This window comes from Sphingomonas sp. IC081 (assembly GCF_006874585.1).
Lineage (GTDB): Bacteria > Pseudomonadota > Alphaproteobacteria > Sphingomonadales > Sphingomonadaceae > Novosphingobium.
In genome coordinates this window covers 830,386-847,606 of record NZ_CP029762.1, presented here as the reverse complement: position 1 = coordinate 847,606, position 17,221 = coordinate 830,386, and the positions used below count along the sequence as shown (strand labels likewise).

Genomic DNA, 17,221 nt, shown 5'->3' with positions numbered 1-17,221 from the left:
GCGCCCGTGCTTGAGGCCGGCTGCTTTGCCCACGCGAGGCGCAAGTTCTTCGAGCTCGCCGACGTTGCCAGCGCAGCCCGCAAGAAGGGCCGTGGCGAGCATGCCGGCATGATCTACCCGATCGCACTCGAGGCCGTGCAGCGGATCGATGCCTTGTTTGATATCGAGCGCGGCATCAACGGTAATGACGCGGCAGAGCGGTTCGCTGTGCGCCAGGAACTGAGTGGGCCACTCATGGCCGAGCTTCACGCCTGGCTCACCACCCAACTCGCCAGGCTGTCGCGCAACCACGATCTCGCCAAGGCCATCAACTACATGCTCCGGCGCTGGGACGCCTTCACCCGCTTCCTCGACGACGGCCGGGTCTGCCTGACCAACAACGCCGCAGAACGCGCTCTGCGTTGCGTGCCGCTCGGCCGGAAAGCCTGGCTATTCTGCGGATCCGATCGTGGCGGTCAGCGCGCGGCTGTCCTCTACACCTTGATCCAGACCGCCCGCCTGAACGACATCGATCCCCAGGCTTGGCTCGCGGACGTGCTCGCTCGCATCGCTGAGCATCCGGTTCGCCAACTCGACGAGCTGCTGCCATGGAACTGGCAGCCAACCCAGCGCTCGATCACCACCTGATCCGCGCTACGCCGCGGCTTTCACCGGATGGCTACATTTCAACTGCAAGACTCTCGTTATGAGCTATGGGCAGGGCATTTCCGGAATGGGATCAAGTCGCATGACGAGCCCATACCGCACGTTTCCGGTCACGTGCCCCTTCTCATGTGGGAGGTGCGGCGCGGTCCGGGATCGATGTTCCAGCCAATTTCTGACTTGATCGCTGCATCATTCACGATGGACACGGAAAAGGCGTCTGCTTAGCGCATTGGCGGACGAGTAACCACCTGCGGGAGATAGCCGCGTGATCGAACGAGAGGTTGGACCATGTTCATGGTGATCATGTCGGTGGCTCGATTTCAATCCAGCAGTCTGGTTTTCGTAGATTATCCATGCGCGGCCGTGTCAGATGCAGCGGGAGATACCTTTTGGGGTGTCACCCTAGGGGCTCTTTAAGGTTATATTGTAAAATCAGAATGTTGGTTGGGAAGGGCAGTTTGGATGAATGTAACGCTATTCCGGGGCGTGCTTGTCGGCGCGCTCGCCGGGCTCTTGTTCGGTTTTGACACGGCGGTCATCGCCGGAACAACGGAAGGCATCCGCACTGCTTTCGGTCTCGACGCTACCGGAGTTGGGATTACCGTCTCCAGTGCGCTCTGGGGGACGCTGGCGGGCGCCTTGCTTGCCGGTATTCCCGGGGACCGTTATGGCGCGCGCGCGTCGCTGACAGTGATCGCACTGCTCTATCTCGTTTCCGGCGTGGGCTGCCTGCTGGCGGTGAATTGGGCGATGCTGCTGATCATGCGGGTGCTGGCTGGTTTTGCGGTCGGGGCTTCTTCGGTGCTGGCCCCAGTCTATATCGCCGAAATCGCGCCCGCCGAGCGGCGGGGCATGATGGTCGGCGCCTTCCAGCTTAACGTCGTGCTGGGGATTTTGGTTGCCTATCTCAGCAACTACTTCGTATCGAGCCTCGAACTCGGTGCGCTTGACTGGCACGTGAAGTTCGGCATCACGGCGCTTCCCGCGCTCGTGCTCCTGGTAATGATGCGCACCATTCCAGACAGCCCGCGCTGGCTTTTCGCCAAGGGGCGCGAGGCGGAAGCGGCCGCAGTGCTCGCCAAGCTGGGTAATGCCGATGTCGCGGGCGAAATCACCGTCTGGCGCCGTGCGGAAGAGCAGGCGCACGCCCCGCGCCTCAGCTGGAAGCGGCACCACCGACCGATGCTGCTGGCCATCGCCATTGCCGCATTCAACCAGCTCTCCGGCATCAACGCAGTCCTCTATTACCTCAACGACATCTTCGCTGCGGCGGGTTTCTCCGGCGTTTCGGCGGACCGCCAGGCCATCGTCATCGGCGCTTGCAACCTGCTGTTCACCGCATTGGCACTCACAGTGATCGACCGGATCGGTCGCAAGACCCTGTTGCTGATCGGCTCGGTCGGCCTCACCGCTGCACTGTCGGGGGTCGCGGTGATTTTCGGCGGCGGTGCGCCGCAAAGCTGGTTGCTCTATCTTCTGATCGGCTTCATCGCGTTCTTCGCCTTTTCGCAAGGGGCGGTGATCTGGGTCTACATCAGCGAGATCTTCCCCACCGACGTGCGTGCTCGCGGGCAGAGCCTCGGTTCCTCGGTTCACTGGTTCATGGATGCGGTGATTGCTTTCGGCTTCCCGCTGATGGCCGCGCATGCCCGCGCCCTGCCGTTCTGGCTTTTCGCGGGTATGATGGCATTGCAGTTCGTGGCCGTGCTGGTGTTTTTCCCCGAGACCAAGCGCCGCTCGCTCGAAGCCATCGGCGAGGCCATGTAAGAGATGATCCGTCTTGCAGCGGCACTTTGCCTCACGGGTGCGGCGCTCCTTGGCGGCGTCGTTCCTGCCGGGGCAGCGCAAAAGGAAGCGGTGGCGATCGATCCGGGCGCGCGCAATCCGATCCTGCCCGGCTACTTCGCCGATCCCTCGATCGTGCAGTATGAGGGCGAGTGGTTCATCTTCGTCACAGAGGATCCCTGGGGCGGCGACCGGCTGGGCCTCTGGCGTTCGCGCAATTTTCGCGACTGGACCTTCTCTGAGCCGAACTGGCCGACCAAGCTGGCGGCCACCAGCGCCACTTCCAACAAGAGCAAAGTCTGGGCGCCTTCGGTCGTGCGCGGGCGCGACGGACGGTTCTGGATGTACGTCTCGGTCGGCAGCGAGGTCTGGGTTGGCGTGGCAGAGCACCCGGCCGGGCCATGGCGCGATGCCAATCATGGCCGCCCGCTGATCCCCGGCAATTACCGGCCGGGTTATCATATGATCGATGCCGAAGCCTTCATCGACGATGACGGCACCGCCTATCTCTACTGGGGCTCCGGGCTCAACTGGGTCAACGGGCGCTGCTATGTGGTGCGCCTCAAGCCGGACATGGTGACGTTCGACGGCGAGCCGCAGGACGTGACCCCGCTGCACTATTTCGAAGGCCCGTTCCTGTTCAAGCGCGGCGGACGCTACTTCCTGACCTATAGCTGGGGCAACACCACGAAGGACACCTATCAGGTTCGCTACGCTGTGGGTTCCTCGCCGCTGGGGCCGTTCACCGAGCCGGAGGACGCGCCGATCCTTGCCACCGATGCGGCGCGTAGCGTGATCAGCCCAGGCCATCATGCGGTTTTTGCGGCGGGCGGGCAGGACTTCATCCTCTACCACCGGCAGGCACTGCCGTTCCCTTCGGCGGACGGCAAAGTGCGGCGCCAGGTCGCGGTTGACCGGCTCGTGGTCGAGGGAGAGCGCCTGCGGGTGGTCCGCCCCACGCATGACGGGCCGAATATTCCCGGCACCGCGATGCGCCGCCGTGCCGGGCAGCCTGTCCGGCTCAGCGCGTCCGCCGTGCTGGATGCGGCCCATGCCGCTGCCTTGGCGGGCGATGACAATTACGCCACCGGTTGGGCCTCTCCAGTGCAGGGCAGTGCATGGCTTCAGGCCGATGCCGGGCGCAGGCGCCGGATCGGCGCTAGCGAACTGCGCGTGGCCGATCCGGTCACGCCGATTTCGTTGCGGCTGCTTGCATCGGATGACGGCAGGCAGTGGCGCACGGTGCGGGAGATGAAGGACCTGTCCGGCTCTCCTATCCTGCTGCCGTCGCCAGGACCCGCCCGTTACTTGCGGATCGCCTTTGATGGCCCCGCCGCTATCCTTGAATGGAGTTTTCCCCGATGATGCCGCCGAGACATTTCCTGCTGGCCAGCGCCGGCCTAGCGATCGGCGTCACTTCGTCCGCCTTTGCCGCCGCGCCGGTGCCGAAGCCGATTCAGCCACAAGTGTCCGCCGAACGGCCCGATTGGGAAAACCCGGCTGTCTTCGCCAAGGGCAAGTTGCCTGCCCGCGCCACGGGCTTCCCGTTCGAGGACCGTGAAAGGGCCATCGCCAATGATCCGGTGCGTTCGCAGCGCTATCTCTCGCTGGACGGGACGTGGAAGTTCGATTTCACTCCGGATGCGGACAAGGCGCCGGAAGGGTTCTTCCGTTCCGATTATGATGTGTCGGGATGGAAGCCGATCCAGGTTCCGGCAGACTGGCAGACGCAGGGCTTCGACCGCCCGCTCTACAACAACGTCCGGTATCCGTTCCCGCCCAATCGCCCGCTGATCCCGCACGATGCCAATCCGGTCGGTTCCTATCGCCGCGATTTCGATCTGCCGGCGGACTGGAAGGGCAGTGACGTCATCCTCCATGTCGGCGCGGCCGGCTCGGCCTACCGGGTCTGGGTGAACGGACGGGAAGTGGGCTATAGCGAGGATTCCAAGCTCCCTTCTGAATTCGATCTGACGCGCTTCGTCAAGCCCGGGCGCAACTCGGTTTCGATCCGGGTCTGGCGCTGGTCGGATGGTTCCTATCTGGAGGATCAGGATTTCTGGCGCGTTTCGGGCATCGAGCGTTCGGTCTACCTTATCGCCGCGCCGCGCGCGCGGGTGGACGATGTCTTCGCCCGCGCCGGTCTCGCCAACGACTACCGCGATGGCACGCTCGACCTGACGCTCAAGACTTCGCCCGCCGCGCGCGGTCTGACTGTGCGGGCGACGGTGCTGGACGGTGACAAGATCCTGCTCACCCGCAGGGCGAAAGCAGCGGGCGGCGAGGTCAGGCTGAACGGCGCGATCCCCGGTGTGCGTCCGTGGACGGCGGAAACGCCCGATCTCTATACGCTGCTGGTCGAACTGATCGATCGCAACGGCGGGACGGTACAGGCGACCGCGCGGCGCATCGGCTTCCGCACGGTGGCGATCAAAAACGGCCTCGTTACGGTGAACGGCAAGCCGATCACCATTCGCGGCGTCAACCGGCACGAACATGACCCGGAGCACTTCCACGTGATCTCCGAGCAATCGATGCGCCGCGACATTGAACTGATGAAGCACAACAACGTCAACGCGCTGCGCACTTCGCACTATCCCAATGATGAGCGGCTTTACGACCTGGCCGACGAATACGGCCTCTACGTCATGGACGAGGCCAACATCGAGAGCCACGAATACCTCTCCGCCGCCAACCGCGCCAAGGACAATGCCACTTATCTGCTCGGCTACGATCCTGCCTGGGAAGCCGCACACGTCAGCCGCGTCACCAACATGGTGGAGCGCGACAAGAACCATGCCTCGGTGATCTTCTGGTCGCTCGGCAACGAGACGGGCGTTGGCCCCACCTTCGAGAAAGCCGCCGCCGCGGCCCGTGCACTGGATCCCACGCGCCTGATCTCGTTCCTCGGCCACTCGCAGATCAGCGACCACCGCCCGAACGCCTACGTCGACATCTATGCGCCGATGTACGATACTATCGAGCAGATGGTCGATTATGCCGCGCATCCCGAGACATATCCGCAGCCGATGATCCAATGCGAGTATGCCCATATGCAGGGCAATTCCGGCGGCAATTTCAAGGAGATCTGGGACACTATCCATGCCCATGAGGACCGTCTGCAGGGCGGCTTCATCTGGGATTGGGTGGACCAGTCGATCTACCGCTATGCCGCGGACGGCCGCCGTTTCTGGGGCGACGGCAGTTCGTTCGGTCCCAATCCGCGCGGCGAGATCGAGTTCGGCGACGGCCTCAACCAGTCCGATCGCACGCCGAACCCGCAGCTTTTCGAAGTGCAGAAGGTCTATTCGCCGATCCAGTTTGCAGCGCTCGATGCTGCAGCCGGGCGGATCGAAGTGTTGAACCGTCACGACTTCCGCGACCTGTCGGGCTTTTCCTTCGAGTGGGAACTGGACGAGGACGGCGTGGCCATCGCCCACGGCGCGCTTCCCGCGCTTTCCACCCCGGCGCGTGGGAAACAGGCGTTTGCGGTGCCGCTGCCCGCATTCACGCGCAATCCCGGTTCGGAATACATGCTCACTGTGCGCGCCACGGCCAAGGAAGGGTCTGTGCCGCTGGTAAAGGCCGGGGCGGTGGTCGGCTGGGAGCAGTTCTCGCTCGGCTCCAGTCCGGCACCCGATGTCGCGCGGCCGGTCAAGGTCACGCTGGCAAAGGATGCGGGCAGCTACCGTCTTTCCGCCGGCGGCGCGATGCTGACGGTGGACCGCACGACTGGGCTCGTGTCGAGCTATGCTGCCGGCGGCAAGGCGCTGGTAAAGGGGGGCGCGCCGTCCTTCACCCGCGCCCTCACCGACAACGATATCGGCACCCGCCCCGACGGCGCCGATGCGCGTTGGGAAGCGATCGAGGCGGCGCGCAAGGTGACGGCGATCACCGCCGCGCGTACGGCCACCGGCGCGCAAGTGACGGTGCGTTATGCCTTCGCCGACGAATCCGGGAAGGGCGAGGCCGTCCGTTTCGAGACGCATTATCGTATGGCGGGCGACGGCAGCGTGGAGGTGGAAGGTGCGTTTACGCCGGTCGCCACCGATCTGCCGGATCCGCTGCGCATCGGGTTCGCCTTTGCCACGGTCGGCGGCTTCAAGACCGTCGAGTGGTATGGACGCGGACCGCATGAGAGCTACGCCGACCGCAAGACCAGCGCGATGATCGCGCTCTGGCGCGGGGCGATTGCCGGGCAGAACCACGATTACCAGCGCCCGCAGGAGACCGGCAGCAAGACCGACGTGCGCTGGATGCAGCTCTCGCCGGAGCAAGGGACATCCTTGCAGATCGCCGGGGACCGGCCGCTGACGATGAACGCGCTCGCCTTCCCTTATGCAGACCTCTCCCGCCGCGCGCCGGGTACACGCAGGAGTACCGACATCGTGCCGCAGGAGACCGGCTCGCTGATGGTCGATGGGATCCAGTCCGGCGTGGGCGGGGACACGACCTGGAACGAGGTCGGGCGGCCGCTGCCGCAATACCGTGTCCCGGTTGCTCCGCTGCGTTTCACTTTCCGCCTCACGCCGGTTGTGGATGCCCTTGAAAATGACGGCGCCCGCGCCGCGCAGGCCACGGTGGTCCAGTGAGCGCGCCCGGGCCCCGTACGTTCGCCGCGATCGAGGCAGGCGGCACCAAATTTGTCTGTGGTATCGGAACCAGCAAGGGTTCGCTTCGCACGGCGACGATCCCGACCCGCGATCCAGAGGCCACGCTGGCGGACGTCGAGGCATTTCTGGATGGAGCTATTGATGAACTAGGCCCGCTTGCGGCCATCGGTCTCGGCTCGTTCGGACCGCTCGATCTTGACCCTGCTTCACCGCGTTACGGGCAAATTCTCGCCACTCCCAAGGCGGGCTGGCAAGGCACCGACATGCCGGAGCGTCTGGGGAGGCGCTACCGCGTTCCGGTGGGCATCGACACCGACGTGAATGCCGCGGCCCTTGCCGAGATGCGTATCCACGGCGTCGACAGCCTGGCCTATGTCACGGTCGGGACCGGGATCGGTGCGGGCATCGTGGTCCAGGGCAATAGCGTGCGCGGCCTGGGGCATCCGGAATGCGGGCATATCGCCGTGCGGCGCCACCCCGCCCACGCCGGGTTCGAGGGGGTATGCCCCTATCACGGAGATTGCCTCGAAGGCCTGGCGAGCGGTCCGGCCCTGCACGCCGCCTGGGGGATGACCGCGCGCGAGATTCCCGAAGACCATCCCGCGTGGGAGGCGCAGGCCGATTATCTCGCGCAGCTCTGCATGACCCTGATCCTGACGAGTGCGCCGCAGCGGATCGTGCTGGGCGGCGGGGTGATGAGCCGGCCATTCCTGCTCGAACGGGTCCGTGCCGCAACGCTGGCGCGGCTCAATGGCTACTGCGTCCAGTGGGACGCGGCGAAGGCGAACGAGGCACTCCTCCTGCCTCGTTCGCCGGAGCCACCGGGCCTTGTCGGTTCCTATCTGATCGCCGAAGAAGCCTGGCGGCAATCGAGCAAGGCCTGACGCAGCGCCGCGTCAATACCCGAAGAAGCGCTTGAGGCCGATGGCCTTGAGCGCGCGGCGATAGGTCATCGAGCTCATGTCGGCGGGGATATGCGCTTCGTCGGTGGGATCGAGCGGCAGCCATTCGGGCATCTGCGCCTCGACGATCGCCTTGTCTTCCTCGAAGACCTTGCGGTTGAAGTCGTAGACGTCCTGCACCGGTAGGTCGGTGTCGAAATTGCGGGCGATCGGCGCAAAGAGCCGGGTGGTGCGGGCAGAGACCGGCGAAGCCGCGTTCATGATGACGAGGCGGTCCTTGCCCGGGAAATGGATCTCCAGCGTCGCGGTGAAAGGCAGGTGGCAGCGGAAGTGGCGCAGCCAGCGGAAGCCCGGCACCCCGCGCTGGGTCAGGCCGATGGGATAATTGCCGACGCTGCTCCAGTATTCCGCCTCGAAGCCGTATTCGGTGCGCCTGGTGGTGTAGGAGGGCACTTCGGCATTGTCGGGATCGGCGAAAGTCTCGTGGTGGACGAAGGCGAAGTGTGCGACGTCGAGGAAGCCTTCGAGCTGGCGGCCCGCGAAGCCCTTGATGTCGATCCACGGGCAGGTGATCTGCTGGAATTCGGCCTCGTCCCAGTGCGGCATGTCGGGGATGGCGCCCGGCGGCGGCACGTCGCTTTCGGCATCGAGGCAGGTCCATACGAGGCCGTAGCGCTCGACGCTCGGGAACGTGCGCAAGTGCAGGCGGGCGGGAATGTCGCGCGCCGGGTGGGCGGGCACGTGGACGCACTTGCCGCCACTGCCGAACTTGAGGCCGTGGTAAGGGCAGACCACGCCGTCGCCCTGCTGGGTGCCCATGCTGAGCGGCACGCCGCGATGCGGGCAGACGTCGGTGGCGACGACGATGTCCTCACCCGCGCGGTAGACGAGGATCGGCTGGTCGAGCAGCTTGGTGCCGACCGGGGCGGTGCCGACTTCGCGAACCAGCGCCACCGGATACCAATGCCTGGCCAGCACGTACCAGTCATCGGCGTCGAAGGTGCAGCCATGAGGAATTGGAGGGCGAGGGAGTGGGGGCTTGGGAGTGTCGATCTGGGCGGCAGTGGCCATGGTATTCGTCCGCTAGGGGGAGTGTTGCGCCCACCCATCGACGATTTACCATGACCTATCAAACGCAATGATTTTGACGTCTTGTTGCAAAAATTAGATGGGGTGTGCAGTCTCTACACTTTCTCCCAGATTGCCGCGATCCCCTGACCGCCGCCGATGCACATGGTGGTGAGGCCGTAGCGGCCGCCGCTGCGGTGCAGTTCGTGGATTAGCTTGGTGACGATGATCGCCCCCGTCGCGCCCACCGGATGGCCCAGAGCGATGCCGCTGCCGTTGGGGTTCACCTTGTCCGGATCGAGCCCGAGTTCTGCGGCGACGGCGCAGGCCTGCGCGGCGAAAGCTTCGTTCGCCTCGATCACGTCGAGGTCGGCCACGCTTAAGCCGGCGCGGGCGAGCGCGGCACGGGTCGCGGGGACCGGACCGATGCCCATATAGGCCGGGTCCACGCCTGCATGACCGTAGGACACGAGCCGGGCGAGCGGTGTCAGGCCATGTTGGCGCACCGCCTCTTCGCTGGCCAGCACGACCGCCGCGGCACCGTCGTTGATGCCCGAGGCATTGCCTGCCGTCACGGTGCCTTCGGCCTTGCGGAACACCGGGCGCAGCTTCTCGAAATCGGCCAGCGTGGCATCGCGGCGCACATATTCGTCCTCCTCGAACAGCCGGGTGCCGGAGCGGGTCGTCAATTCGAACGGAGCGATCTGGTCGCGGAAGCGGCCTTCGGCAATGGCGCGGGCGGCACGGGTCTGGCTGGTGAGGGCGAGCGCGTCCTGCATTTCGCGGGTAATGCCGTGGCGCTGCGCGACGTTCTCTGCCGTTACGCCCATCAGTATCTCGTGGAAAGGATCGGTGAGCGCGCCGTTGAGCCCGTCGATGACGGCACCGTCGCCCATCTTGCGGCCCCAGCGCATGTCGGGGAGGTAGAACGGCGCGCGGCTCATCACTTCGGTGCCGCCGCCCAGCGCTACCGCGCAGTCGCCCAGCATGATCGCCTGCGCCGCCGAGAGGATCGCCTGAAGGCCAGAGCCGCAGAGGCGGTTGACGGTGAGCGCCGGCGTTTCCACTGGCACGCCGGCGCCGAGCGCGGCGATGCGGGCCACGAAATGGTCGCGCGGGTGGGTGGTGATGACATGGCCGAACACGACATGGCCGACGGCCTCGGGGGCAATCCCGGCGCGGGCCACGGCGGCACGGGCGACATGGGCGCCGAGATCGCCCGGCGTCTGGTCCTTGAGCGCGCCTCCGAAGGCGCCGATGGCGGTACGGGCCGCGGCGACGGCATAGATGGTGGTCATGATCGGAACCTCAGGGTCAGTGCGCGGGGTCGAGGTGGTGGCGGTACTGCTGGCGCAGATCGGCCTTGACGACTTTGCCCGAGCCGGTGTGCGGCAGTTCGTCGACGATCACGATGTCGTCGGGCAGCCACCAGCGCGCGACATGGCTCTCAAGGTGGCGCAGCATCTCTTCGCGGCCCACGTCCTCATCCGGATGGCATACCAGCAGCAACAGCGGCCGTTCCTGCCAGCGCGGGTGGGGCACGCCGATCACGGCGGCTTCCTTGACGGCGGGGTGAGCGACGGCGGCATTCTCCAGATCGATGGAGGAGATCCACTCGCCGCCGGACTTGATGACGTCCTTGGCGCGGTCGGTGATCTGGATGAAACCGTCGGCATCGATGCGGGCGATGTCGCCGCTGTCGAACCAGCCCTGCGCGTCGAGCGCGGAGCCCGGCTCCTTGCCGAAATAGCCGCTGGCGACCCAGTGACCGCGCACGACCAGCGCGCCCACGGCATCGGCGCCGGGGCCGGTGACATTGCCGTCTCCGTCCGCCACTCCGACTTCGCAGCCGAAGAGGCAGCGCCCGGCCTTGGCGCGCAGTTCGAGTTCCTCGTCCCACGGTTGGCCATGGTGGCGGCCCATCGGGCGGGTGACGGCAACGACCGGGCTGGTTTCGGTCATGCCCCAAGCCTGCATCGTCTCGGCGCCGAGGGTATCGCGAAACCGCTGGACGAGTGCGCGCGGCGTGGCGGCGCCGCCCATGAACACGCGCTCCAGCCTGAGGGCTGCGCGATCTTCTGCTGTCGTCGTGCGGTCGATCTGGTCGAGTACCGAGAACCACACGGTCGGCACGCCGAGAGAGAACGTGATCGCCTCGTCGCGCAGCAGGGCATGGAGTGAGGCGCCGTCGAGCTGCGATCCCGGTAGCACCAGCTTCGCTCCGCACATCGCCGCGCCATAGGGCACGCCCCAGGAATTGACGTGGAACATCGGCGGCAGCAGCAGCGCGTTGTCGCGGGCGGACAGCGCCATCGAATCCGCCGTCAGCAGCGAGAGCGCGTGGAGCACGGTGGAACGGTGGCTATAGAGCACGCCCTTGGGCGCGCCGGTGGTGCCTGAAGTGTAGCACAAGCTGGCGGCAGCGCGTTCGTCGAGGTTCGGCCATGCAGCGAGCGGGCGGGAGGCTGCCAGCAGGTCCTCATAGGCGATCAGGCCGGGGAGCGAGGAGGGTGGCATGTCCTCGCGCGCACAGAGCGCAACCACGGTGACGGGCGCGTCGTGGATCGCCAGCACGCCTTCGGCAAGGCCTAGCAGGTCGGGGTCGACAAACAGCACCCGCGCGCCGCCATCGGCGAGGACGTAGCGGATCTGCTCCTCGAACAGGCGTGGGTTGAGCGTGTGCAGCACGCGGCCGCTGGCGGGGACGCCGTAATAGAGTTCAAGGTGCGGCGTGCGGTTCCAGGCCAGGCTGGCGACCCGTTCGCCCGCCGCTACGCCCAGCGCATCGAGCGCGCTTGCAAGGCGCCGCGCTCGATAGGCCACGCAGGCCCAGGTCGTGCGTTCCAGTTCGCCGTCCGGCCGCCGTGAAACCACTTCGGTGGCGCCGTGGTTCCGTTCGGCATGGTCGATCACGCTGCCGATGGTCAGCGGCAGATACTGCATCAGCCCCATCATCTGGCCCATCATCCGCCTTAAACTCCTGTTCCCGCATGGTCGGTCCTGTGCGGACCTGAGGGATTGGGAGGTAGAGCGCGGCGGCCTTCCGGCAATCGCGAGCCGGAAGCATGCGGCCAATATCACAGGCGAAATATGACCGCCCGATCCGCTTCCCGGCGCGCATCGCCGGCAGATGGGAGTCCTGCACATATCACATATGTGATACGGCTTGACGGGCATTCCGTTTTGCGATGATCCAGGTCTACAAACGAATGCATAAAACAAGGTCGCAAGAGCCGGCCGAAAAATGGAGAGGCGATGATGATCCGGCGAACGGTCAAATCGGCGTCACGGACCCTTGAGGTGCTCGAACTCTTTGCCGAGGAGCGCAGGCCCATGCGCCTGCATGAAGTCTACACGACGCTCGACTACCCCCAGTCGAGCGCGACCAACCTGCTCAAGAGCATGGTCGTGATGGGCTACCTCAACTACAACCGCATGACGCGGACCTACCTGCCGACGATGCGCGTGGGTGCGCTCGGAAACTGGCTGCCGGGCTACGTCTATTCGGACGAGAGCTACCGCTGGCTGGTGGACGAACTGCAGCGCCGAACCGACGAGACGGTCGGGCTCAGCACCCAGAACGACCTCTTTGTCCAGTACATCATCCTCAAGGCGCCCGAGCATGAGTTCAAGGTACCGCCGCCGGTGGGCACGATGCGCCTGCTGGTCGATTCCGCCGGAGGGCTCGCGCTGATGAGCGAGATGAAGGACCGCGAGATCGACAAGATCTGCCGCTACACCAACTATTACCAGTTGGCCGAGCGCCAGCGTTTCGATCTGGCCGACCTGATGCGCGAGATCCGCTGGGCGCGGCACACCGGCTATGCCTACATGGCCAACAAGCCGACGCCGGAAGTCTCCTCGATCTCGATGACGCTGGGCGAGAAGATCCACGGCATCCCGCTCGCGGTCGGTGTGGGCGGGCTGGCGGAGCGGATCTCGAAGGCCCAGTACGACATCATCGAGACGATGAAGGAGTGCATCGCCGAGTTCAAGGCGATCCGCGAGGAACAGCACTACGCCGAGGCCGCCGAATAGGTTTCGATCACGCTGGTGATTTTCAGGCGGGGGCGCGTTCGGTTATCGACAGGCGTTCCCGCCGTCCGATTTCATCCTGTCCTTGCAGAGAGGATAGACGATGAAGTCGGAAGCGGAAAAGCAGGCGTTCAAGCGCCGCTATATCGAGGCGCGCGGGTACTGGGCCGAATTCAATGACGGCCTGCTGGACTACGCGCCGGAGTGGTTGGACGCCTACCTCGCCTATTCCTCCACGCCCGCGCGCACCGGGCCGCTCTCGGCGCGGATGCGTGAGTTGATCTACGTTGCGGTCGATGGTTCCACCACGCATCTGTTTCAAGCCGGGCTGGAAATCCACATCCGCATTGCCCTCGAGGCGGGATGTACACCGGCGGAACTGATCGAAGTGCTCTGTATCGCGACGCTTCAGGGGCTGGACAGCGTGGCCATGGGCATGGACCTGCTGGGCGAGGAACTGGCCCGGCGCGGGCAGGCCCTGACGACATCGGCAAAGGGGGCTCTGGCGCTGCGCCGTCATGAAGCCTTGCGCGGTGCATCGCCGCGATGGCTGGAGGCGATGGGCGCCGTTTCGCCCGAATGGACCGAGGCTCTGGCCGGGGTTTTCGAAACCGCCGACCGGACTTCGGTGCTGACTCGGGCGGAGCGGGCACTGATCCGCCTGGCGCTGGCTTCCTCGCCCACGCATCTTGCTCGGCAGGCAGTGCGTGCGGAAGTGCGCGAGGCTCTGGATGCCGGGGCCAGTCCTGAGGAGATCGCGCAGGTCTTCCAACTGGTTGCCCATCTTGGCCTGCACGCCTGCTCTGAAGGTGTCCCGGCCATCGTCCGGGCGGCGGCGGAGCGGGAGCAAGCGTGATGGACATCGCCTTTTTCACCGACCGCCGCAATGATCTTGGCGAAAGTCCGGTCTGGGATGCGCGGCGCGGCTGGCTCTGGTGGGTCGACATTCGCCTCAACCGGGTCATGGCCGCCGATGCGCTTGGCGTTGTCCAGCGCGAATGGACATACTCGCAGCCGGTTGGTTCGATCGGCCTGGCAATGGGCGGCAAGGTTCTGGTCGCGGCCTTTGCCGATCACTTCGCGCTGATCGCGGATGACGGCCATGCGCAGCCGATTGCCGCGCCGGATATCGGGGAGGGCGCCATCCGCTTCAACGACGGCAAGGCCGATCGGCAGGGGCGGTTCCTGTCCGGCACCATGCAGCATGGCGGGCAAGCAGAGGCGCTGGCGGGCGTCTGGCGCCTCGAACGCGGTGGCACCGCGACCCGGCTCGAAACGGGGATGAAGCTGGCGAATTCGATCTGCTTTTCGCCCTGCGGGCGCTGGCTCTATCTGTCGGATACGCTGGAGGGCGTGATCCGCCGTTATCCCTATGATCCCGAGACCGGTGCGCTCGGGCCGAGGGAGGCATTTTTCGATTGCAGCATGATCGGTGCGGCACCGGACGGGGCGACGGTCGATAGTGAAGGACGGCTGTGGGTCGCGCTGGTCACGACACAGCAGATCGGCTGCATCTCGCCGGAGGGAGACCTTCTCCGAACCATCGATCTGCCCGTGCCCTATCCGGCCTGTCCGGCGTTCGGCGGCGCCGATCTGGCCACGCTTTACGTGACCACCATCGCCGATTCGGGCCACAAGCTGAAGAGCGATCACCCGGACGCGGGCCGGATGCTGGCGATCACCGGGCTTGGCGCGAGGGGAATTACCGAGGCGATCTATCACACTTGAAATTAGCGGGGCGCGGGGCCCCCTCGTACTGGCAAGGAGGCGGGGGGAGCAGGCAGTGACTTGTTCATGGACCTCGAATTCACATCCGCCGAACTGGCCTTCCGCGAAGAGGTACGCGCCTTTTTCGCCGAGAACGTGCCCGCCGAATGGCTTACCCGCGTGCGCGCGGGGCTGCGGCTCGAACCGCAGGAACTGATCGCCTACCAGAAGGCGCTTGCCGCTAAAGGATGGGGCGCGCCGACATGGCCGGTCGAATATGGCGGGCCGGGCTGGTCTCCTGCGCAGAACTACATCTTCGAAAGCGAATCCGCGCGTGCGGGAGCGCCGATCCAGTTCCATCAGGGCCTCGAACTGATCGGCCCGATCATCTTCACTTACGGTTCGCAGGAACTGAAGGACCGCTATCTGCCCGGCATCATCCATGCCGACGACTGGTGGTGCCAGGGCTATTCCGAGCCGGGGGCTGGGTCCGACCTCGCCTCGCTGCGCACCACCGCCGTGCGCGACGGCGACCACTACGTCCTCAACGGGCAGAAGATGTGGACCAGCTATGCGCAAGTCGCCAGCCACATGTTCGTGCTGGCCCGCACCTCGCAGGAACCCAAGCGCCAGCAGGGCATCTCGCTGCTGCTGGTCGATATGAACACCCCCGGCATCGCGATCCGCAAGATCGAGACGATGGACGAGAAGTACACCACCAACGAAGTCTTCCTTGACGATGTGCGGGTGCCGGTGGGCAACCTCGTCGGCGAGGAAGGGCGCGGCTGGGAATACGGCAAGGTGCTGCTCGACCGCGAGCGGATGGTCTGTTCGGCCACCGCGATCCACCTGCCGCAAGTGCTGGGCGGCGTGCGCGAGGCCGCATCTGCACGCAAGGTTCGCGGTGTGCCGTTGATTGAAACGCCCGCTTTCGCCGCCCAGCTTGCCCAGCTCGAGATCGAGGCGATGGCGCTGGAAACCATGGTGCTGCGCCTGCTTGCCGACCTTGCCTCGGGCGCGGATTCCGGTCCGCGCGGGTCGATGGTGAAGCTGCGCTGGTCCGACCTCTACCAGCGCGGCACCGCGCTGTGGATCGAGGCGCTGGGTCCCGAAGCGGCGCATTTCCGCGCGTTGGAAGGGCAAGGCCCTGTCGACATGCCCTATGCGATGCAGGGCGCGCTCTATTCGCGGGTCACCTCGATCTACGGCGGGTCGAGCGAGATCCAGCACAACATCATCGCCCGCCGCGCGCTGGGTCTGTGAGGCTGCCATGAATTTCGAATTTTCCGACGAACAGCGCATGCTGGCCGATAGTGCCGACCGTCTCGGCAAGGATCTCTGGCCGTCGAGCGACCGGCTCAAGCTGCTGGAGAACTTTGACGGGCTCACCGCGCAGACCTGGGCGCAGATGGCCGAACTCGGCTGGCTGATGCTGCCGATTGCCGAGGAACACGGCGGGCTTGGCGGATCGCCGGTCGATGTCATGGCGGTGATGGAAGGCATGGGGCGCCATCTGATCCCGGTGCCTTATGTCGCCAGCGCGGTGCTGGTGCCTGCGCTGCTCGGCGATGGCGGGGATGCGGCTGCGGAAGTGCTCGGCGCGATTGGAGAAGGCACCGCCAAGGTCGCAGCCGGGCTGCTGGAACCCGATGGCGGCTACGACCTTGCGTGGGTTGGCCTTTCGGCACAGCGCAGCAGCGGCGGCGAATGGACGCTCACCGGGGAGAAGCTGCATGTCGAGGATGGCGCCGATGCCGACTGGTTCGTGGTCACGGCCCGGACCGGCGGCGGGATTTCGGATGCTGAAGGCGTCAGCCTGTTCCTCGTGCGTGCCGATGCGCCGGGGCTGTCCGTGCAGCGTTTCCGCGCTATCGACCAGCATCGCCATGCCCGCCTGACATTCAGCGGCGTCACCGCGGTGCTGATCGGCGAGGCAGACGGCGCGCTGGCGGACGTGGAACTCGCGGTCGATAGGGCGATCTGCGCGCATCTTGCCGAAGCGGTGGGGTCGATGGACGCGGCGCTTGCCGGTACGCTGGAATACTTGCGCACGCGCAAGCAGTTCGGCGTGGCGATCGGCAGCTTCCAGTCCCTGCAGCACCGCGCGGTCGATATGGCCATCGCGCTCGAAGAGGCGCGCTCGCTGTCCTACCGCGCGACGCTGAGCCTTGGCCTGCCGGCGCCGAAACGCCGCCGCGTCGTCTCCGCAGCCAAGGCGCGGGTGGGGCAATGCGGGCTCTATGTGGGACGACAAGCGGTGCAGCTGCACGGCGGCGTCGGTTTCTCGGACGAGCTGATCATCAGCCACCACCTCAAGCGGCAGATGATGCTCGCAAGTGCCTACGGCTCTGCCGAACATCACCTCGCGCGCTTCGTCGCGGCGGCGTGAGGCGCACCGCACGGATGTGATTTTGGGTCCGCCGGGCCCCAAACCTTCGGCCTCCGGCAAGGTGCTACGGCATGATC

General features: G+C 65.7%; 13 protein-coding genes (1 of these 13 cut by a window edge). 10 read left to right on the top strand and 3 right to left on the bottom strand.

What is annotated here, in order from left to right; genetic code table 11:
* From tnpC to DM450_RS21815, 5 genes are all read left to right on the top strand, one after another.
* Positions 1-627 carry the 3' portion of an IS66 family transposase gene (gene tnpC, locus DM450_RS21835; RefSeq protein WP_142633891.1) on the top strand. Its footprint begins 1,017 nt before the window's first position, so only the last 627 of its 1,644 coding nucleotides appear in the window; the start codon falls outside the window, past its left edge; its stop codon occupies positions 625-627.
* A 480-nt stretch (positions 628-1,107) separates the two neighbouring features.
* Positions 1,108-2,412 (top strand): sugar porter family MFS transporter, encoded by a 1,305-nt coding sequence (locus tag DM450_RS21830; protein WP_142639087.1) that lies wholly within the window; start codon positions 1,108-1,110, stop codon positions 2,410-2,412.
* A 3-nt stretch (positions 2,413-2,415) separates the two neighbouring features.
* The gene (locus DM450_RS21825; RefSeq protein WP_142639085.1) at positions 2,416-3,795 is read left to right on the top strand and encodes a family 43 glycosylhydrolase; all 1,380 of its coding nucleotides are present in this window, start codon (positions 2,416-2,418) and stop codon (positions 3,793-3,795) included.
* Positions 3,792-7,022 (top strand): glycoside hydrolase family 2 TIM barrel-domain containing protein, encoded by a 3,231-nt coding sequence (locus DM450_RS21820; RefSeq protein WP_260610507.1) that lies wholly within the window; start codon positions 3,792-3,794, stop codon positions 7,020-7,022. The genes DM450_RS21825 and DM450_RS21820 overlap by 4 nt, the downstream gene beginning before the upstream one ends.
* Positions 7,019-7,927 carry an ROK family protein gene (locus DM450_RS21815; RefSeq protein WP_142639083.1) on the top strand — a complete coding sequence of 303 codons (909 nt, stop codon included), beginning with the start codon at positions 7,019-7,021 and terminating at the stop codon, positions 7,925-7,927. The genes DM450_RS21820 and DM450_RS21815 overlap by 4 nt, the downstream gene beginning before the upstream one ends.
* Before the next feature lie 12 nt (positions 7,928-7,939).
* Here the strand turns inward: DM450_RS21815 and DM450_RS21810 are convergent, their stop codons facing one another.
* From DM450_RS21810 to DM450_RS21800, 3 genes are all read right to left on the bottom strand, one after another.
* Positions 7,940-9,016, bottom strand: a complete 1,077-nt coding sequence (locus DM450_RS21810) for an aromatic ring-hydroxylating dioxygenase subunit alpha (protein ID WP_142639081.1) — start codon at positions 9,014-9,016, stop codon at positions 7,940-7,942.
* Between the two features lie 113 nt (positions 9,017-9,129).
* Positions 9,130-10,311 carry a beta-ketothiolase BktB gene (gene bktB, locus DM450_RS21805; RefSeq protein WP_142639079.1) on the bottom strand — a complete coding sequence of 394 codons (1,182 nt, stop codon included), beginning with the start codon at positions 10,309-10,311 and terminating at the stop codon, positions 9,130-9,132.
* 16 nt (positions 10,312-10,327) lie between these two features.
* A complete protein-coding gene (locus tag DM450_RS21800) occupies positions 10,328-11,980 on the bottom strand; it encodes a long-chain fatty acid--CoA ligase (RefSeq protein ID WP_221889498.1) in 1,653 nt (550 codons plus the stop codon).
* 288 nt (positions 11,981-12,268) lie between these two features.
* On the opposite strand from DM450_RS21800, the gene DM450_RS21795 reads away from it, so the two are divergent.
* The 5 genes from DM450_RS21795 to DM450_RS21775 all read left to right on the top strand — a co-directional run bounded on the left by DM450_RS21795 (position 12,269) and on the right by DM450_RS21775 (position 17,144).
* Complete coding sequence (locus DM450_RS21795) at positions 12,269-13,051, top strand: helix-turn-helix domain-containing protein (RefSeq protein ID WP_312846182.1); 783 nt, start codon at positions 12,269-12,271, stop codon at positions 13,049-13,051.
* 100 nt (positions 13,052-13,151) lie between these two features.
* Positions 13,152-13,904 (top strand): carboxymuconolactone decarboxylase family protein, encoded by a 753-nt coding sequence (locus tag DM450_RS21790; protein ID WP_142639075.1) that lies wholly within the window; start codon positions 13,152-13,154, stop codon positions 13,902-13,904.
* Positions 13,904-14,776 carry an SMP-30/gluconolactonase/LRE family protein gene (locus DM450_RS21785; protein WP_260610501.1) on the top strand — a complete coding sequence of 291 codons (873 nt, stop codon included), beginning with the start codon at positions 13,904-13,906 and terminating at the stop codon, positions 14,774-14,776. Before DM450_RS21790 ends, DM450_RS21785 begins: the two co-directional genes overlap by 1 nt.
* 66 nt (positions 14,777-14,842) lie before the next feature.
* Positions 14,843-16,018, top strand: a complete 1,176-nt coding sequence (locus DM450_RS21780; RefSeq protein ID WP_142639071.1) for an acyl-CoA dehydrogenase family protein — start codon at positions 14,843-14,845, stop codon at positions 16,016-16,018.
* Positions 16,019-16,025: 7 nt separating this feature from the next.
* Positions 16,026-17,144 carry an acyl-CoA dehydrogenase family protein gene (locus tag DM450_RS21775; protein ID WP_142639069.1) on the top strand — a complete coding sequence of 373 codons (1,119 nt, stop codon included), beginning with the start codon at positions 16,026-16,028 and terminating at the stop codon, positions 17,142-17,144.
* Positions 17,145-17,221: the final 77 nt, after the last annotated feature.